This is a genomic window from Ruegeria sp. HKCCD6119, assembly GCF_013110585.1.
Lineage (GTDB): Bacteria > Pseudomonadota > Alphaproteobacteria > Rhodobacterales > Rhodobacteraceae > Ruegeria.
Genome location: NZ_WVQV01000006.1, coordinates 174,487 through 197,853, shown reverse-complemented (window position 1 = coordinate 197,853; position 23,367 = coordinate 174,487). Strand labels below are relative to the sequence as shown.

25 protein-coding genes are annotated in these 23,367 nt (G+C 59.5%); 10 read left to right on the top strand and 15 right to left on the bottom strand.

The window, feature by feature from the left end; all coding sequences use genetic code 11:
* Positions 1 to 9: 9 nt before the first annotated feature.
* Entirely contained in the window at positions 10 to 342 is a 333-nt protein-coding gene (locus GS611_RS14935; RefSeq protein WP_171636930.1) for a DUF1992 domain-containing protein, read from the top strand.
* Here the strand turns inward: GS611_RS14935 and GS611_RS14930 are convergent, their stop codons facing one another.
* Together GS611_RS14930 and GS611_RS14925 are read right to left on the bottom strand one after the other, a co-directional pair.
* Positions 343 to 1,125: a crotonase/enoyl-CoA hydratase family protein gene (locus GS611_RS14930; RefSeq protein WP_171636928.1), complete on the bottom strand. Its 783-nt coding sequence runs from the start codon at positions 1,123 to 1,125 to the stop codon at positions 343 to 345.
* A gap of 66 nt (positions 1,126 to 1,191) precedes the next feature.
* Positions 1,192 to 2,262, bottom strand: coding sequence for an SMP-30/gluconolactonase/LRE family protein (locus GS611_RS14925; RefSeq protein WP_171636926.1), 1,071 nt, complete (start codon positions 2,260 to 2,262; stop codon positions 1,192 to 1,194).
* A gap of 88 nt (positions 2,263 to 2,350) precedes the next feature.
* On the opposite strand from GS611_RS14925, the gene GS611_RS14920 reads away from it, so the two are divergent.
* Positions 2,351 to 3,466, top strand: a complete 1,116-nt coding sequence (locus tag GS611_RS14920; protein WP_171636924.1) for a pyridoxal phosphate-dependent aminotransferase — start codon at positions 2,351 to 2,353, stop codon at positions 3,464 to 3,466.
* Between the two features lie 125 nt (positions 3,467 to 3,591).
* On the opposite strand, the gene GS611_RS14915 is transcribed toward GS611_RS14920, so the two are convergent.
* The 6 genes from GS611_RS14915 to GS611_RS14890 form a co-directional block, all read right to left on the bottom strand.
* On the bottom strand, positions 3,592 to 4,782 hold the full coding sequence (locus GS611_RS14915) for an alanine--glyoxylate aminotransferase family protein (RefSeq protein WP_171636922.1): 1,191 nt from the start codon (positions 4,780 to 4,782) through the stop codon (positions 3,592 to 3,594).
* A gap of 51 nt (positions 4,783 to 4,833) precedes the next feature.
* Complete coding sequence (locus GS611_RS14910) at positions 4,834 to 5,466, bottom strand: bifunctional 4-hydroxy-2-oxoglutarate aldolase/2-dehydro-3-deoxy-phosphogluconate aldolase (RefSeq protein ID WP_171636920.1); 633 nt, start codon at positions 5,464 to 5,466, stop codon at positions 4,834 to 4,836.
* Between the two features lie 4 nt (positions 5,467 to 5,470).
* On the bottom strand, positions 5,471 to 7,276 hold the full coding sequence (edd, locus tag GS611_RS14905; RefSeq protein WP_216598296.1) for a phosphogluconate dehydratase: 1,806 nt from the start codon (positions 7,274 to 7,276) through the stop codon (positions 5,471 to 5,473).
* A 2-nt stretch (positions 7,277 to 7,278) separates the two neighbouring features.
* On the bottom strand, positions 7,279 to 8,724 hold the full coding sequence (gene zwf, locus GS611_RS14900; RefSeq protein WP_171636918.1) for a glucose-6-phosphate dehydrogenase: 1,446 nt from the start codon (positions 8,722 to 8,724) through the stop codon (positions 7,279 to 7,281).
* A 149-nt stretch (positions 8,725 to 8,873) separates the two neighbouring features.
* Entirely contained in the window at positions 8,874 to 11,117 is a 2,244-nt protein-coding gene (ptsP, locus tag GS611_RS14895; protein WP_171636916.1) for a phosphoenolpyruvate--protein phosphotransferase, read from the bottom strand.
* Between the two features lie 46 nt (positions 11,118 to 11,163).
* Positions 11,164 to 12,402, bottom strand: a complete 1,239-nt coding sequence (locus tag GS611_RS14890) for an aspartate kinase (RefSeq protein ID WP_171636914.1) — start codon at positions 12,400 to 12,402, stop codon at positions 11,164 to 11,166.
* Between the two features lie 165 nt (positions 12,403 to 12,567).
* Between GS611_RS14890 and GS611_RS14885 the strand changes: the two genes are divergently transcribed.
* Positions 12,568 to 12,924 carry a hypothetical protein gene (locus GS611_RS14885; protein ID WP_171636913.1) on the top strand — a complete coding sequence of 119 codons (357 nt, stop codon included), beginning with the start codon at positions 12,568 to 12,570 and terminating at the stop codon, positions 12,922 to 12,924.
* On the opposite strand, the gene GS611_RS14880 is transcribed toward GS611_RS14885, so the two are convergent.
* The 5 genes from GS611_RS14880 to GS611_RS14860 form a co-directional block, all read right to left on the bottom strand.
* Positions 12,918 to 13,556 (bottom strand): SDR family oxidoreductase, encoded by a 639-nt coding sequence (locus GS611_RS14880; protein WP_171636912.1) that lies wholly within the window; start codon positions 13,554 to 13,556, stop codon positions 12,918 to 12,920. The two genes, GS611_RS14885 and GS611_RS14880, sit on opposite strands and share 7 nt — an antisense overlap.
* Positions 13,557 to 13,558: 2 nt before the next feature.
* The gene (locus tag GS611_RS14875; RefSeq protein ID WP_171330180.1) at positions 13,559 to 14,014 is read right to left on the bottom strand and encodes a DUF1178 family protein; all 456 of its coding nucleotides are present in this window, start codon (positions 14,012 to 14,014) and stop codon (positions 13,559 to 13,561) included.
* Positions 14,015 to 14,086: 72 nt separating this feature from the next.
* Positions 14,087 to 14,548, bottom strand: coding sequence for an NUDIX hydrolase (locus GS611_RS14870; RefSeq protein ID WP_171636911.1), 462 nt, complete (start codon positions 14,546 to 14,548; stop codon positions 14,087 to 14,089).
* Between the two features lie 132 nt (positions 14,549 to 14,680).
* Positions 14,681 to 15,424: an EcsC family protein gene (locus tag GS611_RS14865; protein ID WP_171636910.1), complete on the bottom strand. Its 744-nt coding sequence runs from the start codon at positions 15,422 to 15,424 to the stop codon at positions 14,681 to 14,683.
* 52 nt (positions 15,425 to 15,476) lie between these two features.
* Positions 15,477 to 15,971, bottom strand: a complete 495-nt coding sequence (locus GS611_RS14860) for a GNAT family N-acetyltransferase (protein ID WP_171636909.1) — start codon at positions 15,969 to 15,971, stop codon at positions 15,477 to 15,479.
* 71 nt (positions 15,972 to 16,042) lie between these two features.
* On the opposite strand from GS611_RS14860, the gene GS611_RS14855 reads away from it, so the two are divergent.
* The gene (locus GS611_RS14855) at positions 16,043 to 16,648 is read left to right on the top strand and encodes a flavin reductase family protein (RefSeq protein ID WP_171636908.1); all 606 of its coding nucleotides are present in this window, start codon (positions 16,043 to 16,045) and stop codon (positions 16,646 to 16,648) included.
* Positions 16,648 to 17,286 carry a CatB-related O-acetyltransferase gene (locus GS611_RS14850; protein ID WP_171636904.1) on the top strand — a complete coding sequence of 213 codons (639 nt, stop codon included), beginning with the start codon at positions 16,648 to 16,650 and terminating at the stop codon, positions 17,284 to 17,286. Before GS611_RS14855 ends, GS611_RS14850 begins: the two co-directional genes overlap by 1 nt.
* A 31-nt stretch (positions 17,287 to 17,317) precedes the next feature.
* On the opposite strand, the gene GS611_RS14845 is transcribed toward GS611_RS14850, so the two are convergent.
* Positions 17,318 to 18,952, bottom strand: coding sequence for a SulP family inorganic anion transporter (locus tag GS611_RS14845; RefSeq protein WP_171636902.1), 1,635 nt, complete (start codon positions 18,950 to 18,952; stop codon positions 17,318 to 17,320).
* A gap of 350 nt (positions 18,953 to 19,302) precedes the next feature.
* Between GS611_RS14845 and GS611_RS14840 the strand changes: the two genes are divergently transcribed.
* The 3 genes from GS611_RS14840 (at position 19,303) to GS611_RS14830 (ending at position 21,532) form a co-directional block, all read left to right on the top strand.
* Positions 19,303 to 19,677: a hypothetical protein gene (locus GS611_RS14840; RefSeq protein WP_253285066.1), complete on the top strand. Its 375-nt coding sequence runs from the start codon at positions 19,303 to 19,305 to the stop codon at positions 19,675 to 19,677.
* Positions 19,678 to 19,743: 66 nt separating this feature from the next.
* A complete protein-coding gene (locus GS611_RS14835; protein ID WP_171636900.1) occupies positions 19,744 to 20,616 on the top strand; it encodes an S-methyl-5'-thioadenosine phosphorylase in 873 nt (290 codons plus the stop codon).
* A gap of 286 nt (positions 20,617 to 20,902) precedes the next feature.
* A complete protein-coding gene (locus GS611_RS14830) occupies positions 20,903 to 21,532 on the top strand; it encodes a LysE family translocator (RefSeq protein ID WP_171636898.1) in 630 nt (209 codons plus the stop codon).
* A 7-nt stretch (positions 21,533 to 21,539) separates the two neighbouring features.
* On the opposite strand, the gene GS611_RS14825 is transcribed toward GS611_RS14830, so the two are convergent.
* Complete coding sequence (locus GS611_RS14825; protein ID WP_171636896.1) at positions 21,540 to 21,713, bottom strand: hypothetical protein; 174 nt, start codon at positions 21,711 to 21,713, stop codon at positions 21,540 to 21,542.
* Between the two features lie 438 nt (positions 21,714 to 22,151).
* On the opposite strand from GS611_RS14825, the gene GS611_RS14820 reads away from it, so the two are divergent.
* Together GS611_RS14820 and GS611_RS14815 are read left to right on the top strand one after the other, a co-directional pair.
* Positions 22,152 to 22,691: an adenine phosphoribosyltransferase gene (locus GS611_RS14820; protein ID WP_171636894.1), complete on the top strand. Its 540-nt coding sequence runs from the start codon at positions 22,152 to 22,154 to the stop codon at positions 22,689 to 22,691.
* Between the two features lie 170 nt (positions 22,692 to 22,861).
* Complete coding sequence (locus GS611_RS14815; protein WP_117869700.1) at positions 22,862 to 23,344, top strand: fasciclin domain-containing protein; 483 nt, start codon at positions 22,862 to 22,864, stop codon at positions 23,342 to 23,344.
* Positions 23,345 to 23,367: the final 23 nt, after the last annotated feature.

Below are 23,367 nucleotides of genomic sequence, written 5' to 3'. Positions count from 1 at the left end.
GAAGAGGCCATGTTTGGAGCGTTGGGAAAACTGGTCGAGCGCCAGATCAAGAAAGCCCAAGCCGAGGGTCAGTTGCAGGGCCTTGAGGGCGAAGGCCAACCGCTGCCTGACCGGTCATCCGAGGCATTGAGCGATCCGGCCACCGCCGCCGGCCATCGGATCATGGCGCAGGCAGGCGTGTTGCCGGAAGAATTCGACATCAAAAAACAGCTCGACACAGCGCGGCAGGATTATGCGACCCTGACGGCCCCCGCCGAGCGCAAAGCCGCAATGGCCCGTATCGCCGATCTGGAAATGCGCTACAACATGGCCCGCGACGCGCGGCGGGCCTTCATGCGGTGATCATTTGAACTCGGGCTTGCGGCCCTGCATCTGAGCCATGACAACTTCCATCTGGTCGGGTTTGCCAATCAGTTCCACCTGCTCAGCGGATTCCGCCATCAGAACGTCTGCGCGGGGCTGAGTTTCGGCAACCTCGATCAGACGCTTGGCAGCACGGATGGCCGAAGGGCTTTGGCCCGCGATGTTTTCGGCTAGGGCCAACGCCTCGGTCAACGGATCGTCGGACAATTGCGTCACAAGGCCCCACTCCGCCGCCTGCGGCGCACCGATCGGGCGGGCCGTATAGGTCAGCAGCCGCAGCACGTCCGACCGGACCAGCCGAGGCAACAGAACCATGCCGCCCATATCGGGAATGATGCCCCATTTCATCTCCATCACGGCCAGTTTCGCTTCGGGATGCGCGATACGGATATCCGCGCCCAGCGCGATTTGCAGGCCACCGCCATAAGCCACGCCCTGAATTGCGCAGATCACCGGAACCGGAACGCGACGCCAGATCAGCGCCAGCTCCTGCATCTCGTTGGCGTCTTCATGGCTGCGGGTCATCAGCCATTCCGTGGGGTCCATATGGGCCATCTTGGCAAAGCTTGCCATGTCGAGCCCGGCGCAAAAGCTTTTGCCTTCGCCGGACAGGACCACGGCACGGGCATCCGAGGCGGCGACCTCTTGCCCGGCGGACAAAAGTGCCTTGATCATTGCATCATCCAGCGCATTCATCTTGTCGCCTCGGGTCAGAGTGACATGGGCAACGTGGTCTTGATAGGCAACGGATACGCGTGACATGGAGGACCTCCGGAAATTCAATCGTGACAAACATGCCCGGACAGACTGCGGAATACCACTGCGACGTCAGGGCATGTCGCTGACAGGCATTCGCCCGAACCAAGGGGAATCGAGCGTCATGACATAGAACTGATCCCCCGCAATCTTACCGCCGGTCGTGATGCCCAAGCGGCCTTGCGGGTCCTGTAGCGTGCGCAGGATCGTACCATCGCCATCAAACTGCACCATCGTGCCGCGATGGATCGGCGCGGGGCGCACTGCCGGACCCAATCGCCAGATCACCTTGCGCAGGAACGGGTACGGCATCAGCGCCTCGGACGGGACACGCGGGCTGGCGAAGGCCATCCAATAGGTGCCGTCGCCCTGAGCCTCGAGGTTGTCGGGATAGCCGGGCAGGTTTTCCAGCAGGATCTCTTGCCGCCCTGCATTTGGTCCGGTCAGCCACAGCTTGTGCACGCGCGCGCGACCTGTTTCCGCGATCAGCAGAAAATCCTCGTCAGGTGAAAGCGCGACACCGTTGGTATAGACAAAGCCCTCGGCGATTTTCTCGGTGCGGCCGTCGGGTGTGCGACGCGCGACGTAACCCGTATCGGACTGTTCCCAGATGGTGAGGACAGAGGTCGGTTTGGTCCCGCCCATGGTTTCAGGATCGAAGCGGTCAGATGAATTCGAGAAGTAGATCGTGCCATCCCGCGCCACATCCAACTGGTTGGCGTAGATCACCGGCGCGCCGTTGATGTCGCCCACCAGCGTGTCCAATGTGCCCGGACCGGTCCAACGCATCACCCCCCGATAGCTGTCAGCGATGTAAAGCGCGCCATCCGGTCCGTCCTTGAGGCCCAGCGGACGCCCGCCAAGTTGGTCAACCTCGACCGGTTCCGCCCCGTCGATGCGGTAAAGGGTACCTGACAGGCTGGTTGTGTAGATCGTGCCATCTGGCATGACAGCGATGTCTTCAGGGCCAATCTCTGCACCCGGCAGGCGAATCAGCTGCGCGACGCCCAGCGCGTTGTTCTCTGCGAAATCACCTGTGAAACCGGCATCTACCGGCATTTCGACGGCGACAGGTTTTACCGGGACGGGCCAGACCAGAAGATAGGCGAGGCCCAGGAGAACAACGATCGAGAGAATGCGCATCTGCGCTCCTTTATTCTTACTTCTTTTCCAGCGCGCCCAACGCCTGTGCGCGCTTGCTCATTGATCGGGCTTGGGGTTATCTGCGGACATGACCGGACCTCGATACACCCCGCTTGCCCAATCCCTGCCCGCCACCGTGCCCTTTGTCGGCCCGGAAACGCAAGAGCGCCAGCGCGGCGCGTCATTTGTGGCCCGACTAGGCGCCAATGAGAGCATTTTCGGCCCCTCGCCCCGCGCGATCGAGGCCATGGCGCAAGCCGCGTCCGAGATCTGGATGTACGGCGACCCCGAAAACCATGACCTGCGCCATGCTTTGGCCGACCATCACGGCGTATCGCCGGAGTATATCGTCGTGGGCGAAGGTATTGACGGGCTGCTGGGCTATCTGGTGCGGCTGATCGTCGGGCCCGGGGATGCGGTTGTCACCTCGGACGGGGCCTATCCGACCTTCAACTATCATGTGGCCGGGTTCGGCGGCATTCTTCACAAAGTGCCGTATTCAGGTGATCACGAGGACCCATCGGCGCTTTTTGCCAAGGCGGCTGAGGTTGGTGCCAAACTGGTCTATCTGGCCAATCCGGACAATCCGATGGGCAGTTGGCATTCCGGCGCGGACATCGTGGCTACCATGGATGCCTTGCCTGATGGGTGCCTTCTGGTTCTGGATGAAGCCTATGTGGAATGTGCGCCCGAAGGGACGGCTGCACCTGTCAGTATAGATGATCCGCGCGTAATCCGGATGCGGACATTTTCTAAGGTCTATGGCATGGCGGGCGCGCGGGTTGGCTATGCCCTAGGAGCGCCCGACCTGATCGCAGCCTTCAACAAGGTGCGCAACCATTTCGGCATGAACCGAGCGGCGCAGGCCGGGGCGCTGGCCGCGTTGCAGGATGTCACCTGGCTGGAGCACATTAAGGCGCAAATCGCCGAGGCGCGTGAGCGGTTAGCAACGATTGCCTGCGAGAACGGGTTGGAGCCCCTGCCCTCCGCCACCAATTTCGTGGCGATTGACTGCGGGCGGGATGGCGATTTCGCCAAGGCCGTACTGGACGCTTTGGTTGCGCGGGGCTTGTTTGTCCGGATGCCGTTTGCAGCACCCCAGAACAGGTGCATCCGGGTAAGCTGTGGTGAAACAGCAGATCTGGATGCTTTTGCGGTCGCATTGCCCAAGGCGCTAGCGGAAGTGCGGGCAAAGACAGGCTAGCGCTGGTCTGTCTTGCCATCGGGTCAAAGGGGGGCTGTCTGCCCCCCATCGCGCAAAGCGCGATCCCCCCGAGGATATTTTTGGCCAGATGAAGGGGCGGATCGGTGCTGTTGGTCTGAGGCGTGTCAGGCGGCCAGAACGGCGGCTGCGGCCTCGAGCGCGCCTTTGCCACGGGGGATATCAAGCGCGGCCATGGCCGTTTCCATACCCCCCAGCATCGCCATCACCATCTGCCCGTTGACATGGCCCATATGCCCGAGGCGAAAACAGCTGTCGTAGTCCTCCATCCCAAGGCCAATGCCCAGCGTCAGGCCCAGCTGATGTTCAGTGAACGCGCGCAGGGCCGTGCCGCGACCTTCTGTCAATCGCAAGGCCGTGACGGCGTGACTGCGGTGGGCGCGATCGGCAACGTTCAGATGCAGCGCGCCGCCTTCGGCCCATGTTTCGCAGGCCGCCCAGATGGCAGTGGCCAGACGTTCATGGCGGGCCCAGACCTGTTCGATCCCCTCTGCATGGATCAGATCAAGCGCGGCGCGCAGGCCATAGAGGTGATGCGTGGGCGCGGTGCCGTTGAAATACTGATAGAACAGGTCTGGATCGGCGCGCGGCTGCCAATCCCAATATTGCGAAACGCGCGGCATGGTGGCCCGTTTGGCTTGTGCTTTTTCGTTGAAGAAAACAAAGCCGATGCCCGCCGGGGTCATCAGGCCTTTTTGGCAAGCGGCAACTGTGACATCGACGCCCCAGCCATCCATCTCGAACCTGTCACAGCCAAGTGAGGCAATGCAGTCTGCCATCAGCAGCGCCGGGTGTTGCAGGTCGTCCAGAAGCCTGCGCAGCGCCGGGATGTCGTTCCGGATCGAACTGGATGTATCCACGTGGACCGCCAGAACCGCCTTGATCTGGTGGTTTCGATCCGCGCGCAATGCGTCTGCGATCCGGTCAAAATCCCAGGTTGACGAGGTGCCGAAATCGATCAGTTGAACCTTTGCCCCGATGCCTTCGGCCATCTCGGCCCAGCCATGGGTGAACCGGCCCGAGGCAGGAGCTAGAACGGTTTCGCCGGGGGCGATCACGTTGGACAGAGCGGCCTCCCAGGTGCCGTGACCATTGGCGATATAGATGGCAACGTTGTGATTTGTGCGGGCAACACGGCACAGATCGCGGGTCAGGTCGGGCATCATGTCGATGAGCGCGCCATCATAGATGTTGGGCGACGGACGGTGCATGGCTTGCAAAACCGCATCCGGCATGACCGAAGGGCCCGGAATGGCCAAATATGTCCGCCCCTGGGAAAGGGATACCGTCTGTGTCATGGGGTCAACCTGTATAAATTGACGCCCACATTACCGAGAGGCCGCGCGGCGTCAATCCGCCAGCTTCGACGCCTCGCGCGCAAGTGTCTCGATCCCGGCCCAGTCGCCGTTTTCGACCAGTTGCTTTGGTGCGACCCAGCTTCCGCCAGCGCAGATCACGTTGGGCAATGACAGGTAGTCGCGGGCGTTGGCGGGGGACACGCCCCCGGTCGGGCAAAAGCTGATCTGGGGGAGCGGCGCGCCGATTGCCTTGAGCGCGGGCGCGCCGCCCGAGGCCTCGGCCGGGAAGAATTTCAACATGTCATAGCCTTTTTCCAGCAACGCCATAGCCTCGCTTGCCGTCGCGGCGCCGGGCAACAGCGGCAGGTCTTCGGCTTCGCAGGCCGCGATCAGGGCATCCGTGGCACCGGGGGAAACGCCGAACTGCGCGCCCGCCTTTTTGGCGGCGCAGACGTCTTCGGGTGTGACCAGCGTACCTGCGCCGACCACGCCGCCCGGCACCTTGGCCATCGCGCGGATCGCGTCGAGCGCGGCGGGCGTGCGCAAGGTGACCTCAAGCGCGGGCAAGCCGCCGGCGACCAATGCCTCGGCCAGCGGGCGGGCCTGCGCGACATCATCGACAACCAGAACCGGAACAATGGGCGCCATAGCGCAGATTTCGCGGGTGCGTTGGGATTTGGACATGAGGTTAAACTCCGAAAACGCTGGCACCGGTGTCGGCCGAGCCGACATTCTGGCGGAACGCACCAAAAAGATCGCGCCCAGCGCCGTGTTGATTGGCGGACAGGTCGGCGGTCGCGGGGGACCGGTCCAGAACGCCTGCGGTGAGGATTTCCAGATCACCCCTGACCGCGTCGACGCGCAGGACGTCACCGTCCTGAAGGTATGCAATGGGGCCGCGGTCGAGCGCCTCGGGGACAACATGGATGGCGGCGGGTACTTTGCCGGAAGCGCCAGACATGCGGCCATCGGTGACCAGAGCCACTTTCTGGCCCCGGCCCTGCAGGATCGACAGCATGGGCGTCAGCGAGTGCAGTTCCGGCATCCCGTTGGCCTTGGGGCCCTGAAACCGGACCACGACGATAACGTCATCTGTGAACTCTCCGGCTTTGAAGGCGGCTTTCACCTCATCCTGATCGTGGAACACCCGCACGGGTGCTTCGACGACCTGATGTTCCGGCGCTACGGCTGATACTTTCATAACCCCAGTGCCCAGATTGCCGGTCAGGCGCGACAGGCCCCCGGTGGGTTGGAACGGGTCATTGGCTGGGCGCAGGATCTTTTCGTTCAGGCTGTGTCCCGAACCATCCTGCCAGATCAACTCGCCATCGATCAGTTTGGGTTCCTTGGTATAGTTGTGCAGCCCCTGACCTGCGACGGTCAGCGTGTCCGGGTGCAGCAAGCCTTGTTCAAGCAGAGTACCGATCGTGTACCCAAGGCCGCCGGCCGCGTGGTAATGGTTCACATCCGCCAGGCCGTTGGGATAGACCCGCGCGACCAGCGGCACCACAGCGGAAATATCGGAAAAATCCTGCCAGTCCAGCACGATACCACCAGCGCGCGCCATGGCGATCAGGTGGATCAGCAGATTGGTTGAACCACCGGTTGCCATCAGACCGACGATGCCATTGACGAAAGCGCGCTCGTCCAGAACCTGACAGACCGGAGTGTAGCTGTTGCCCAACGCGCTGAGCGACAGGGCACGGCGCGCGCCTTCCTCGGTCAGGGCGTCACGCAACGGGGTATTCGGATTGACGAAGCTGGAGCCCGGCAGGTGCAGCCCCATAAACTCCATCAGCATCTGGTTGGTATTGGCGGTGCCATAAAAGGTACAGGTACCGGGGCCGTGATAGGCCGCCATTTCAGCCTTCATCAGCTCTTCGCGGCCCACTTCCCCGGCGGCGAATTTCTGTCGGACCTTGGCTTTTTCGTCGTTCGGCAAGCCGCTGGTCATCGGGCCTGCGGGCAGGAATACGGCAGGCAGATGGCCAAAGGCCTGCGCGCCGATGATCAAGCCGGGCACAATCTTGTCGCACACCCCAAGAAAAACAGCCGCGTCATAGGTGTTGTGGCTAAGCGCCACACCGGTTGCCAACGCGATGACGTCGCGTGAGAACAGCGACAGCTCCATCCCCGCTTCGCCCTGGGTGACACCGTCGCACATGGCTGGCACACCGCCTGCCACCTGTGCCGTTCCGCCGGCGGCACGGATCGCATCGCGGATCAGGGCGGGATAGCGTTCAAACGGCTGATGAGCCGAAAGCATGTCATTATAGGCGGTGACAATACCCAGATTGCCCGCAGTGCCGGTGGCCATCGATTGCTGATCCTCGCCCGCGCCCGCATAGGCATGGGCCTGACCGCTACAGGACAGATGCGCACGGGCAGGACCCTTGGATCTGGCTTGCTCCATCCGTTCAAGATGTGGGCCGCGCAGATCGGCGCTGCGGTCGATGATCCGTTTGGTGACATCGGAAATGACTGAGTGAACCATGATTACCCTCCGATCTGACGCCAGCGGCGCCCATCGCGATGCATCAGCATCAATGCTTCTTCGGGGCCTGAACTGCCCTGATCGTACCGGGACGGGCGGTCTCCGCGCTGCTCCCAGCCCTGAATGATGGGATCGACCCAGGCCCAGGCGGCCTCGGCCTCGTCCCCACGCATGAACAGTGTCTGATCGCCACGGATGACATCCATGATCAGCCGCTCATAAGCGTCGGGGGCTTGCGCTTCGGCCCCAAGCGCATCGGCAAAGCTCATGTCCAGCGCAACATCCGACAGCCGGAAGCCCCCCGGTCCCGGATCCTTGATCGTGGTGCGCAGGGTGATGCCTTCGTCAGGTTGCAACCGGATCACCAGAACGTTTCCGTGCAGAGGGCCGACATTGGGAAAAATCGTGTGCGGCGGATCGCGGAAGAACACCGCAATTTCGGATTCCCGCGCGCGCAGACGCTTGCCAGTACGCAGATAGAACGGCACACCTGCCCAACGCCAGTTGCCGATATGAACCTTGAGGGCGATGAAGCTTTCGCTTCGGCTGGCGGGGTTGCCGACATGATCGACATAACCGCCCACGCCCTTATCGGCCCGATACTGACCGCGCGCGATGTCAGACTGGGCCACGGGCTCGAGCGCTTCGATCACCTTGACCTTTTCATCGCGCACCGCGTTGGGCGAGAATTTCGAAGGCGGTTCCATTGCGGTCAGACACAGCAACTGCACCAGATGGTTCTGGACCATGTCCCGCATTGCGCCGGACTGATCGTAATAGGCCCCGCGCCCTTCGACGCTTACGGTCTCGGCCACCGTGATCTGCACGTGGTCGATATGGGTCGAATTCCAGAGCGGTTCGAACAGCGAGTTGGCAAAGCGCAGCGCCATCAGATTCTGCACGGTCTCTTTGCCCAGATAATGGTCGATCCGGTAAATCTGATGTTCTTCGAAACAGGCACGCAAGCCTTCGTTCAGCGCCTTCGCCGAGGCAAGGTCGTGCCCAAATGGTTTTTCGACGACAATGCGGCTGTCCGGTGTCGCAAGACCGGTGTCATGCAGCCGCTGCGCGATACCCGAAAAAAGGCTTGGACCAACGGACAAATAAAAGGCCCGCACGACGTCTTCGCGCATCCGTTCTTTCAGGTCGGACCACCCGGCCTCGCCCAGCGCATCCACGGGCACATATTCGACATGGGCAAGGAACCGATCCATTGTTTCCCGGGAAAAACCGGGCGCGAACTGTTCCATCGATTTTCGGACCTGATCGCGAAACCCGTCATTGTCGATATCAGAGCGTGCCGTACCGATGATCCGCGCGCCGTCGGGCATTTGGCCGACCTCGAAGCGATGGTACAGGCCCGGCAGGATTTTACGCTGCGCCAGATCGCCGGTCGCACCGAAGAGTACCAGATCAAATGGCTCTACCGGAATTACGCGTGAAACCATCACAGGCTCCTTCTGAATTTGCCGATATCAGCTTAGCACGGCGTGATACCCCGCAAAACCTGACATGTTATCGCTAACAATGCCTGTCTATTAGAAAGCCGCCCATGAAAAATCAAGCACAGTTTGAAGAAACCGTGCCGTTTAGCGCATCAGGTCTGATGGCGCAGCCAGTCCATGACCGCAGGACGCACCGATTGCTCTCCGCGGTGGCGCGCGTCAGCGATGATTTTGCGAACCTCCGTCAGATTGGACCGCAACAGCAGGCTTTTGACCGGGCCGATCGAGGCAGGCCGCATCGACAGCGTCCGAATCCCCATCGCCGCAAGGCACAAGGCCTCGACCGGGCGGCCAGCATCTTCGCCACAGAAGCTGAGTGGCGTGTCCGAGATATCGCAGCGTTCGACGATGCGTTCCATCAGGCTCAGGAAGCTGACATTCAGCGTGTCATAGCGACGCCGGACCAGTTCGTTTTCACGGTCAGCAGCAAAGAAGAACTGCTTTAGATCGTTCCCGCCAATCGAAATGAAGTCCACTTCGTCAAAGAATTTCTGCGGCGCGAAGGCCAGCGACGGCGTTTCCAGCATCGCGCCAACTTCAAGCATCTCGGGCAGCACATGACCCAACCGTTTTTCCCGCTCGATGGTTTTGTTCACTTCCCAACGGGCTTCGCGATATTCCTCGGCCTGCGCGACAAAAGGGAACATGATGGTCAGCGGTCGACCATTGGCGGCGCGCAGCAGGGCCTGCAACTGCATCCTCATGACGCCGCGCTTGTCCAGACCGACCCGAATGGCGCGCCAGCCCAGCGCCGGGTTTGGTTCCGCCACGTGCTTCATATAGGGCAGAACCTTGTCCGACCCGATATCGAGTGTGCGGAATACCACCCTTTTGCCACCTGCCGCGTCCAGAACGCGCTGATACTGGCTGACCAGTTCTGACCGTTTCGGCATCTGGTTGCGGATCAGGAATTGCAGTTCAGTGCGGAACAGGCCAACGCCCTCGGCGCCCGAGGTGCCAAGCGATGGCAGGTCGGCCATCAGACCTGCATTCATCACAAGGTTAATCCGCGAGCCATCGCGCGTCACGCAGGGTGTTTCGCGGATCGACGCATAACGTTCCTGCGCCTTTGCCTGCATCGCGATCTTGTCGCGGAAGGCACTGACCACGCTGTCTTCCGGGCGCAGATGCACAACACCTTGATCACCATCCACCAGAATGTGATCTCCGTTCAGGGCCTCGGTGGTGATCCGGCCCACATGCACGACCAAAGGAATCGCAAGCGCCCGCGCAACAATCGTGGCATGACTGCCGACAGAGCCTTCTTCAAGCACGATCCCCTTCAGCGCCCGTCCGTATTCCAGCAAGTCGCCGGGGCCGATATTGCGCGCGATCAGGATCGGATCGGGTGGCAGATCAGCACTGTCCGTCTTGCCTTGCCCAGTCAGGATGCGCAGCAGGCGATTGCTGAGATCGTCCAGATCCGCAAGACGTTCACGCAAGTACGGATCGGTGACCTGTCCCATGCGCGCACGGGCCTGGGATTGTTCTTTCTCCACTGCGGCTTCGGCGCTGAGACCCAGGGCTATGTCTTCCTCCATCCGCCGCATCCAGCCTTTGGAATTGGCAAACATGCGGTAAGCTTCCAGGACCTTCAGCTGTTCCTTGTCGCCGCCCTGCGAAATTTCGAGCATCTTGTCGACACCGACGCGCAGTTCTTCTACCGCATCGACCAAACGTTCGCGTTCCCGGTGAGGGTCTTCGGCAATGGGGTTGGTAACCACCACGCGGGGTTCGTGCAGCCAGACATGCCCTTCGGCAGACCCTTCCTGCGCCGGGCCGCCGCGCAGCAGAACCGATTGCTGGTGCAGGGGTGACAGGGCCGCGCCTTCACCGACAAAGGCGCCAAGCTCGGCCATTTCGGCCAGCACCATGGCGACCACTTCCAGTGCATAGACCTCATCTGCGGAAAACTCGCGCGCCTCGCGGGACTGGACGACCAGAACGCCCAGCTTTTCCCCAAGGCGTTGAACCGGCACACCCAGGAACGAGGAGTACCGCTCCTCGCCGGTTTCCGGCATGTAACGGAAGCCCTTGGCCGACGGCGCGTCGGCGGTGTTGACGACCTTGCCGAACTTGGCGACCCGCCCCACAAGACCTTCGCCCATGCGCATCCGGGTTTTATGAACCGCTTCCGGAGACAGCCCCTCGGTCGCGCAAAGTTCCAGCGTGTCCTCATCGCGAAACAGATAGATGGAACACACCTCGGCCCTGATGCTGTCGGCAATCAGGTGCGTGATCCGGTCAAGACGTTCCTGACCGGCGGCTTCGCTCGCCATTTCTTCGCGCAACCGCCGCAGCAGCTTGCGGGATTCTGTTTCCGTGCCGTCCGCCATGGCCCAACCGATTTAGTGTGTCAGGCGATACCTTTGGCCGATAAGCTCAGGCCGCCTTGTCCAGTTCAAAGGCATCATGCAGTGCCTGAACAGCAAGTTCCATGTATTTCCTGTCGACAAGGACGGAAATTTTGATCTCGGAGGTTGTAATGACCTTGATGTTGATCCCCTCATCCGAGAGCACCTTGAACATCTTGGCCGCCACGCCCGATTGCGAGCGCATCCCGATACCCACAACCGAGACCTTGCAGACATCAGTGTCTGCAACCAGTTCGGCATAGTTCAGCTCGCCCTTTTCCTTGATCTCCAGCAGCGCTTTTTCGGCGCGTGCCACCTGATCGGTGGGACAGGAAAAGGTCATGTCCGTGCGTCCCTCGTCCGAGATGTTCTGGACGATCATGTCGACGTTCACACCCTCTTCGCTGAGCGCCGAGAAGATTGTCGTGGCGATGCCGGGGCGGTCCGCCACGGAAACAACGGTCATTTTCGCCTCGTCGCGGGAATAGGCCACACCGGCCACAACATTGGATTCCATGATATCCTCCTCGTCGCAGACCAGCGTGCCGGCCTCATCGGATTGTTCTTCAAAACTTGAGAGAACGCGCAGTTTGACTTTGTATCGCATCGCAAGTTCGACCGAGCGGGTTTGCAGCACCTTGGCACCAAGCGACGCCAGTTCCAGCATTTCTTCGAACGAGATGCGGTCCAGCTTGCGTGCCTTTTCGCAGATGCGCGGATCGGTGGTATAGACGCCATCAACGTCCGTATAGATGTCGCAGCGTTCGGCGTCGAAGGCTGCCGCAAAGGCAACCGCCGTGGTATCCGACCCACCCCGACCCAGCGTGGTGATGCGGCCTTCGGGGCTGATCCCTTGGAAGCCTGCAACCACGGCAACGCGCATTCCTTCGCCGAATTTCTGATTCAGGTTCTCGGTCGGGATTTCCTCGATCCGCGCCTGACTGTGCGCGCTGGTGGTCAGCAGCGGCACCTGCCAGCCCTGCCAGCTGCGCGCGGGGATGTCCATTTCCTGCAAGGTCAGCGCCATCAGTCCAGCGGTAACATTCTCGCCCGAGGACACGACCGCGTCGTATTCCCTGGCGTCGAACAGAGGCGACGTTTCGTTCACCCAGCCCACAAGCTCGTTGGTCTTGCCCGACATGGCCGAGACGATGACGATCACGTCATAGCCCTTGGCAACTTCAACGCCGATACGTTTGGCGGCGCGGCGGATGCGGTCCAGATTGGCGACCGATGTGCCGCCGAATTTCATTACGAGTACGGGCATGGGGGCAAAAGTCTCCGCGCCTTGGATTTGACGTTCCGTGCCTCATAAGCGAGGGGCACCGCAAGGGCAAGGGCGCAAAGGAGTTCTGCCTGCGGCGCAGGGCCGCTTTACATTGCACCGGCGCGATGTCAGCCTAAGGATAACAACCAGATCAAGAGGTTCCTCATGTTTCGCCTAGCCCTCGCCTTTGCCCTATTGTCATCGCCTGCACTGGCCCAGGTCGCGAGTGTCGCCGGGACGGACGGCAAGAACGCGTTGGGCACAATTCCCTGCGCTGCAAATGCCGGTGATCCCGTACAAAGCTGCCACGCGGAACTGCGCCGCCATGATGACGGAAACATAACGGTCGCAGTGGCCCTGGGAGGCGGACAAGTGCGCAATATCTATTTCAAGGATGGTGTGCCGGAATCCAGCAATTCGACCTCGAAAATCTCACATGAAACGCGAGGCGATATGATGGTGGTCTACATTGAACCTGGTGAGGTCTTCGAAATCCCCAAAGCCGCATTGGCCTCTCAGTAGGCGTGCGGTTGTCCGTCATAGGTTTCAAAACAGCCCGTTGTGCTTAGCGACAAGGCATCAAATCGTTCAATCAGGCCGGACACGGCCTGATCCACATCGATATCCGCCGCTGCACCGCCCATATCCGTCTGAACCCAGCCCGGATGATAGATGCCGACGGCAATCCCGTCATCTTTGAGATCCATCGCCAGATTCCGCCCAAGGTTCAGAGCCGCCGCCTTGGATGCGCGGTAGATATAACTGCCACCCGGCGCAAGTGTGTGCGACGCCATTTTCGACGAAAGGATCGCAACTTTACCGCCCGCGGCGCGCAGGTTGGGCAACAGGGTCTGTATGGTCAGAAAGACCCCCGTGACATTTACCGCAAAGCTTTGCGCCCACATGTCGGCCGGGTAGCCATCGATCGAATGCCCCTTGTCCAGATACACGCCGGCATTGCAGACCAGCAGGTCGACAGGCTGGTCTTTCATCTGTTCTGCCATGGCTGATTGCTGCACGGGATCGGACACATCCAGACGCACCTGCATGCTGCCGTCACGCGCCGTCCCAGTGACCTTGTCACCCTGGTTCACGTAATGCTTTGCCAGGGCTTGCCCGATGCCGCGATTGGCGCCGGTGATCATGATGTGCATGATCAATTGGTCTTTCTGCTGGGGACAAACGGCAGCGGAGCCACCGGCACGCCATCTTCGATCAGGGATTTCGCCTCATCCAGCTTGGCTTCTCCGTAGATGGCACGCTCCGGAGCCTCGCCCAGATGAATCTTGCGCGCCTCGCTGGCGAAATCTTTCCCGACATAATCCGAGTTTTCTTCGACATGGCGGCGCATTTCGGCCAAAACCTTCTCGATTTCGGGCGATGGCGTTGCAACGTCGATCTTTTCTTCCGGAGTGGAACGGATTTCACTTTTCTTCCGGGCATTCCGCGCCGGGCGGACGCGAGGCGTCATGACCGCTTTCTCGACCTGCGTGCACCCGCAAACCGCGCAGGTGACCATACCCACAGAGGCCAACTTGTCATAGGCTTCTGCGGATTGGAACCAACTGTCGAAACTGTGGCCTTCGCTGCATTTCAACGCGTATTGAATCATGTTCAGTCCAAAAAAACGATTGGCGAATAGATACCGATCAAGGTGACAATATCAAGCCTATCAGATGCTACTTCAATGTGAGTACGGCTTAAAGTCGCGCAACAATTCAGCGAGCTCATGAGAATCGACCTTTAGCGCCGCTTTTTTTGGCGAAAACCATTTGCGCCGACGCTCGGTCTTTTCCGGGTATTCCTGCGACACAGCGCTTACATGCACTGGAAAAACATCCACCAGACATAAGGATGGAGGCCGGTTCGAATGATGTTTGTGGTGCAGGAACTGCCCCAGTCGCACCCCGCTGATCCGACCAGATACGCCCGCCTCTTCCCAAGCCTCTTGCAATGCGGTTTCCTGCGGGCTCAGACCGGGGATGAGCCATCCTTTGGGAATGATCCATCGCCGTGCCTTGCGTGTCGTGACCAACAGAATCTTGGGACGGCCGCGCTTGATCCGGAAACACAAAGCCGAGGATTGCCGCAAAACTGGCTGCCTTGCAGCTTTTGGAAGGTCATGAAGCAACAATCGTGCTTTCATCAAGCGACGCTCCCTTTCGGTCGAACGTCAGCCATCCAAATTGGTACGCTCACCCAATCTAGCGGCTGCCACCTGCAATCATACCACATGATGTATCACACGCCAAGTCACTCACGTCGCCCAGGATATCGCCTACATTCGGGCAGAAAGCCGCCGTGCCAGATCCTCATGGGGGATGTCAGCGTCAATTGCCAACCGGCGCAAACCGAAATGCACGCGCGCTATCTGTTGGTAGTAGCGCGTGTAGACATAATTCGTGCCACCGCCGGCCAATGCCCCCAGCACAGGAACGGACTGGGCTGCAAGCTTTTGCCCCAGTACTATCGAAAAACGCGGCGCAACGGCGGCAATCAGGCGTTGCATGGCCGGTCCGGTCAGGGTCAGCCGGACCGAGAAAAACCCCAGGTCTGCCCCATCATCATGCGACAATGGTCCAGCTGCCGACAAGACGCGAACGCAATCGAACTTTACGTTTTCGGCAGAGGGATCAAACCCCTCGCGCGCGGCGGCCCCTTGAATGGCACGCAGCAGCATCGCGGTTGTCGCGGGCAGCTCCATCAAGGCTGTCGAAACGCCGCCCAGCCCCCCGGCCGCACCCATGGCAGTCGTCAGCGCGGTATTGACCCAGGGCTGTTGATCAGGAACCGCGCGCCGCGAGCCCTCGGCCGCATGCATCGCCAGCCACAATGCCTGCTCGGTTGCGCCTGTCAGGCAATTCCGAACGGGTTCTGGCAATTGCTCCAGCAAAGACTCGGCTGACCCCCCAAGTTTGTTGAGAAGTTTCACGCCGCCCCCTCCGGCGGACCGGTAGTGATCCGCCAAACGATCCAGTTCGGCCTCGGTATCCACGTTTTCAACAAGAACAACGTTCTGCATTCACGCCCTCCTGCCTTTCAACATCGGCGTTGCGCAGCATGGTTTCAATAGGTCAGCGGCTCCAACGTGTCACCGCGCCCTGAACCCCGGACCAGGCGCCGGGCACCAGTTCCAGCCCCAAAACCCGGTCAGGGTTGGTGGGCGGAGGCATTTCGACCGCGTGCAATCGCGTGAAACCGAACCGGCTGTAATAGGGCTGATCCCCGACCAGCATGACCCTCTGCCAACCGCGGGTGCGCCCCGCTTCGACTCCTGCATGTATCAGATATCCACCCAGGCCTTCACCTTGGTGGGTGGGGTGCACAGCAACCGGCCCCAGCAGCAGAGCATCATGATCACCAACATGAACAGGCCAGAACCGGATCGCACCGGCCAGAATCCCCTGACCGTCGCGCACGACCAAAGACAAGCCCGCAACCGGCGGTACATCATCACGCAAGCGGTAGGACGACAAAGCCTCGCGACCCGGCGCAAAACACAGGTCATACAGGGCTTCGACCTCCCACCAGTCGTCCGGTTCTTCCGGCCTGATCCCGAATTGCTGCACCCTGCCCTCATTTACTTGCTGGCAATCGCCCTAGCACTTCGCTACGCCTTGGGCAAACGCTTGGAGATCAGATGTTCTACCGCCCCGAAGACGGCCACGGATTGCCGCACAACCCGTTCAACGCCATCATCACGCCGCGCCCGATTGGCTGGATTTCGACTCGGGACGCGGATGGGGTCAACAATCTGGCACCCTATTCCTTCTTTAACGGCGTCGCCTATACGCCACCACAGGTCATGTTTGCCTCAACCGGCACCAAACAGGATCAGAACGCCGGCAAGGACAGCATCGCCAATATCGAGGCCACGGGCGTGTTTTGCGTAAATGTCGTGGCCCAAGCGCATCGGGACGCAATGAATGCAAGTTCGGCCGGGTTGCCGAAAGAAGTTGATGAGTTTTCGCATGCCGGGCTTTCACCCATAGAATGCGAAACCATACCCTGCGCACGGATCGAAGGGGTTCCAGCTGCGCTGGAATGCAAGCTGACCCAGATCGTCACGCTGCCCGGTGAAGCCAATCGGGTGGTGTTTGGCGAAGTGACAGGTGTACACCTGCACGACGATCATATTCGGGATGGCAAGTTTGACGTGACCTCGTTCCAACCTTTGGCACGGCTCGGGTATCGCGATTACTCTGTCGTTTCCGAGTTGTTCAGCCTTTCGAGACCGGATGACTGATGCCCCTGCCTGACGCTGCGCGCCGATATCCTGTCACTCTGCCTGACGGCACGGAACATAAAGGAACGGCCTTTCTGTCACGAGTTATCAACCACCCCAGAATTCAGGTGGGAGATTACACCTACGCATCAGATTTTGACGAACCCGAGGATTGGGCCAATCGGTTGGCCCCTTACCTGTTCGAGTTCTCGCGCGAAAAGCTGGTTTTGGGAAAGTTTTGCCAAATTGCCCATGGCGTCCGCTTTGTGACAGCCTCGGCAAGTCATGCGATGGATGGGATAACCTGCTTTCCCTTTCCGGTTTTCGATCCGGAACAGATGCTGGAATTCCAGCCGGACGTCCGTGACACCGTGATCGGCAATGATGTCTGGATCGGCTATGGCGCGCTGATCATGCCAGGAGCCAGTATCGGTGACGGAGCGATAATCGGCGCGGGTTCAGTCGTGCGTGGAACCATCCCGCCGTATGCGATCGTCTCGGGCAATCCTGCCGAAGTACGGCGATACCGGTTTGACGCCGACACAATCGAGCGGTTGCTTGCTTTAAAGTGGTGGGATTGGGCAGCCGAACTGATCGCCGAAGCCGAAAGCGCTCTGCTGACGGGAGATATCGATAAGCTGGAGCGCTTGGACCCTTGAAAAAGGCGGCCTGATTGGCCGCCTTTCGAAGTCAGTGCCCGCCCAGAATACCGGTGCGGACAGAGTAATCTACCGCCAGTTCGTAGTCCGGGTCATCATCACTGTCGACCATGAGGTGTCCGGCTTTGTTCAGCAATTTGTGACAATCCCGGCTCAGGTGGCGCAGCATGACTCGTTTGCCTGCTGCCTCGTATTTTCCTGCGATATTCTCGATGGCTTGCAGCGCGGACTGATCCACCACGCGGCTTTCGGCGAAATCGATGATGACGGTTTCGGGATCGTTCGGGACGTCGAACAGTTCGATAAAGCCGTCAGAGGACCCAAAGAACAACGGCCCCTGAATTTCATAGACTTTCGCGCCTTTCTCGGTCTCGGAGTCACGCGTGACCGCATGAATGCGCTTGGCATTGTTCCAGGCATAGGCCAGCGCCGAGACGATGACGCCGACCACAACGGCAACGGCCAAGTCCTCCATCACCGTTACGACAGTGACCAGAACGATGACGAACGCATCGGTCATTGGTACTTTGCGCAGAATTTTGAACGAGTTCCACGCAAAGGTGCCGATCACAACCATGAACATCACGCCAACCAGCGCGGCCAGCGGGATTTGTTCGATCAGGGGTGATGCGAACAGGATGAAGACCAGCAGGAAAAGCGCTGCTGCAATTCCGGCAATACGAGTACGCCCGCCGGATTTCACGTTGATCATCGACTGCCCGATCATCGCGCAACCGCCCATGCCGCCGAAAAATCCGGTCACGATATTCGATGCGCCCTGCGCGATGCATTCCTGAGACGCCCCACCACGCTTGCCTGTGATCTCACCCACAAGGTTCAGGGTCAGCAAGGATTCGATCAGGCCGATGGCGGCCAGAATGACTGCATATGGCAGGATGATCTCAAAGGTTTCCCAGTTCAGAGGAACCATTGGAATATGGAAGGAAGGCAGGCCGCCTTCGATCGATGCCAGATCGCCGACGCGCGGCACATCAAGGCCAAAACCGATCACGATTGCCGCGACAACCAGAATACCGGCCAGCGGCGCAGGAATGATGCGTGTAATCCGGGGCATGACCCAGATCACTGCCATTGTCAGCCCGACAAGACCCAACATGGTGTAAAGCTGCATCCCGGACAACCATTCGCCGCCGCCCATGCCATGACCGGTATTTTCCATGGTTCCGGGCACTTTGAACTGCCCCATCTGGGCAAGAAAGATCACGATGGCCAGACCGTTCACAAAGCCCAGCATGACAGGATGCGGCACCAAACGGATGAAGCGCCCCCAATGCATCGCCCCGGCGATGACCTGAAGGAGTCCCATAAGAACAACGGTCGCGAACAGGTATTCAACCCCATGTTCGGCCACCAGTGCCACCATGACAACCGCAAGCGCGCCGGTCGCGCCCGAGATCATGCCCGGCCGTCCACCGATCAGTGCGGTGATCAAACCGACCAAAAACGCCGCATAAAGACCGACCAGCGGGTGCACACCCGCCACAAAGGCAAAGGCCACCGCCTCGGGCACCAGTGCAAGAGCAACAGTCAGGCCGGACAGCAGCTCGATCCGCAGGCGTGAGACGGTCAGCCCTTCATCTGGAACCCAGCGCAGATCGGGAATGGCGAGGCGATTGGCAAAGCTTGCCAGCAAGGCTCGGGGCATCAGACAGTCCTATAGGATTATATGTTCGCGCGAAGGCGTCGTTGTAGCTGGCGCGCCGGCATTGAGCTACTGCATAAAACGGGATGCAGCCATGCGTGTGACGCATACGTGACGCTCGCGGCAAGTTGATTTGCAGAACATGATGAAGCCACAACATGTGAGGCCATGCGTTGGATCCTCTTCTTACTGTTCCCGGCCCTTCCCGTCCTTGCACAGGATTTGGATGGCAATGACACGGCCGGCAACTGGCGGGTAACGCATCACGAGATTTTCGGCATCTGGAATTCGATCTGTGACGAGCGCGAAGAAGACAACACCCTGCGCAGCGGTGTTACATCCGACGGGCCGAGGTGTTTTCCTTTCGGCCAAAATTTGCGGCACAGTTCGTTTTCATTACGCCCGAACCTGAAGGTTTCAAAGTTGAATTCGGGATCGAGCCGGGCACTTTCTTCAACCCATCCGGATTTCGCATCGACAACGGCGAAGAAGCCATATGGCGCACGCGGCGCCCCGGATGCCTGACCGGGCTTGGCTGTACCTTCGAAGACCAACGTGCCGAGGCGCTTTTGGACGCCATGCTGACCGGCGATGCGTTCCGCTTTGTCTTCCGAGACCGGCACGGGCAATCACAGGATCTGACCGGGTCTCTGGGTACGTTCGGCGCAGCCTGGGCCGATTTCACTGTGCAATCACAGCAGCGCAACCTGTTGACGATGCGGGAATAGGCCTCTTGTCAAATCCGGGCTGAACCCGCACAAATTCAACATCAGTTATTCAGGCGGAGCAGGACAGTGACCCAAACCAGGATAGCCGTCATCGGCGGATCGGGCATCTATGACATCGATGGGCTGGAAAACCCGGAATGGGTAGAGGTTGAGACCCCTTGGGGTACGCCGTCAGACCAGATCCTGACAGGGTCGCTTGACGGTATCGAAATGGCCTTTCTGCCACGTCATGGGCGCGGTCATGTGCATTCGCCCACCGATGTACCTTATCGCGCCAATATCGATGCGCTGAAACGGTTGGGCGTGACGGACGTAATCTCGGTGTCGGCCTGCGGATCGTTCCGCGAACATATGGCACCGGGTGACTTCGTGATTGTCGATCAGTTCATCGATCGCACTTTTGCACGGGACAAAAGCTTTTTCGAAACGGGCTGCGTTGCCCATGTCAGCGTTGCTCACCCCACCTGCCCACGCCTGTCGGACGCATGCGAGACGGCAGGTAAGGCCGCCGGCATCACAATCCACCGGGGCGGCACCTATCTGGCGATGGAGGGCCCCCAGTTTTCAAGCCTTGCGGAATCCAGGATGTATCGCGAGCAATGGGGCTGTGACGTGATCGGCATGACCAACATGCCCGAGGCGAAACTCGCCCGCGAGGCCGAGCTGTGTTACGCGTCGATCGCGATGGTCACCGATTATGACAGCTGGCACCCGGACCATGGCGAGGTGGACGTGACCACAATCATCGCCACCCTGACCGGCAATGCCGAAAAAGGCCGCGCACTGGTCAAGGGCCTGCCGTCCCTTCTGGGGGCCGAACGAACACCCTGCCCGCACGGTTGCGACCGGGCGCTGGAATACGCGATCCTGACCGCACCGGAAAAGCGCGACCCGGCGCTTATGGCCAAGTTGGATGCGGTGGCCGGGCGTGTGATGTAAACGCCCGGTTTTGCTACTGATGGCTGGAAATCGCGCCGAAACCCGGCCTGGCACAGGGTACTGGTAAGGTTTGTTGTCCTGCCGGTTTGTCAGAACGGAACGTTCCCTGGCATTTTTCTTTAAGTGTTTCCTGCGACTTCTTGGGTTTCGAGCGTAATGCGTTTTGCGTATTTGGCCTGTTTTAGCGCCTCGAACAGGGAAATTGAATCCGACATTGTCGACTTGAATCCAATTCGTAGTATGACAGAAAATCTGTATGAATTGAGTTGAGTAAAGGAACCGCATCATGCCTTTTGAAGTCTGGCTGGCCTTTGTGGCTGCATCTACGGCTTTGCTGCTGCTCCCCGGCCCAACGGTGTTGCTGGTTCTCAGCTATGCCCTGTCCAAGGGGCGCAGTGTCGCCGTCGCATCGGCCACGGGGGTGGCGGTGGGCGATCTTTTGGCCATGACCGCATCTTTGCTGGGGCTTGGCGCGCTTGTTCTGGCTTCGGCCACGTTGTTTTCCGTTCTCAAATGGGTGGGCGCGGCCTATCTGGTCTGGCTTGGGATCAAGCTGTTGCGCAGTGCGCCAGCCGGTGGATTGAACATGGTCGACACCGGGCGGGATGTCACAGCGCGCAGCGTATTTGGCCACGCAGCCGCCGTCACAGCCCTGAACCCGAAATCCATTGCCTTCTTCATTGCCTTTGTGCCGCAGTTCATACGCCCCGCTGAACCGCTTGGACCTCAGTTCGTCATCCTGATTGCCACATTCGTCGGGCTGGCCTGGTTGAACGCGTTGGCCTACGCCCTGTTGGCAGACAGGTTGCGGCGTTTGATCGGCCGCGCCAGCGTAATCACTGCGATGACACGGTTTGGCGGGTTGACCTTGATCGGCATGGGTATGGCCACGGCGGTCCTACGCCGACCGGCCTGACACCGCATCAGTCTTCGGCGTGCTCTTTCATGAATCCACGGATAAATTTGCGGATTTCGCGCGCAGCCGACGTGTCCAGCTCTTTGCAAAGCTCGACAAACGAGTCACGTTCATCCCTGTCGAGGCGTAAGACCAACTGACTGTTTTTCTTGGTCGATCCTTTGCCTTCATTCCTGGCCACGTGTATTTTTCCCAACGAAGTTAAGCTCTATCTGGCGATGCTGTGCATATCCATAGCATAGTTTTTGTCGTTATCGGGCACTTAACGGCAAGGACAGGACATTGACAATGAACCTTGCCACCTTCGGACCGTTCTTGAGCCAGCTCCTCGCAATTGAAGCCGACCGCGCCTGAGACACGGACATGTCGAATTGCAAACCAAACAGATTGCTCATTGCGCTACCGGAAATTCGAGCGTGGAACTGTTTGGAACAGGTGGCAGCAAGCAAGAAAATGGGTCGGAGACTTATCTTGGCCGGCGCACAAGTTGCCTCGGTTTTTGGCCTGCTCAACGCTGCAACCTCACTCCCGTGCTGATCCAGCCGTGGAATTGTTCCTTGCATGGCCAACCCTGTTGGGCCAAACACAATACCTGTGTTTGACGCTAAAAGGTTGGTCCATGTCCAGAAACAAATCTGTCAAAGATTATATCCGAACCATCGTCGATTTCCCGCATGAAGGGATCATGTTTCGGGATGTGACAACTCTGTTTGCCGACCCCCGTGGGTTTCGGATGGCGATTGACCAGATGCTGCACCCCTATGCCGGTGAGCAGATTGACAAAGTGGTCGGGCTTGAAGCACGCGGGTTCATTCTGGGCGGTGCGATTGCACATCAGTTGAGCGTCGGTTTTGTCCCGATCCGCAAGAAAGGCAAACTGCCCGGCACGACAATCAGCCAGGACTACAAGTTGGAATACGGAGAGGCGATCGTCGAGATCCATGACGATGCCATCCAACCCGGCGAAAAAATTCTGGTGGTTGACGATCTGCTCGCCACGGGCGGAACTGCAGCGGCGGGCATCAAGCTGATCGAGCGGCTTGGGGGCGAAATCGTCTCGTGCGCCTTCATCATTGACCTGCCCGAGCTTGGCGGCAGTAAAGTGTTGGAAGAGATGGGCATGGACGTGCATGTCCTGTGCGAATTCGAAGGACTCTGACCAGGAGTTTTTCACAAAAACGTGACTGGAAACTAAAAACCGGAAAGGCTTAGGCTGGTTTTCGCGCCGATCAAGCCGCAAAACGGATCAATATAAGTGATCTTGTGGTCAGGCTGTCCCGTACCCTGTGTGATGCTGCTTGAAGCATTTCAACCCAGGGAGTTTAGCTCATGTTCCGCAAATTCGCCGCCGCCGGTGTCGCCTCGATCCTCTTCAGCACTGCTGCATTCGCCGATGGTCACGGCAAGGACATTGTCGACACAGCCGTAGCAGCTGGCAGCTTTGAAACACTTGTCGCGGCAGTTCAGGCCGCCGAACTGGTGGACACACTTAAAGGCGAAGGCCCGTTCACCGTGTTTGCCCCCACCGATGACGCGTTCGCGGCTTTGCCAGAAGGCACCGTCGAAAACTTGCTGAAGCCCGAAAACAAGGATCAGCTGGTTGCCATTCTGACCTACCATGTCGTGCCGGGCAAAGTGATGTCAGGTGATCTGAGCGATGACATGACGGCTGCAACCGTACAAGGCGGCGATATCACGATCGATTTGGATTCAGGTGTGATGGTGAATGACGCCAACGTGGTTCAGGCCGACATCGAAACCAAGAACGGCGTGATCCATGTGATCGACAAGGTGATCCTGCCTGCATCGTAGGAAACAACCGGGCACGGTCCGAC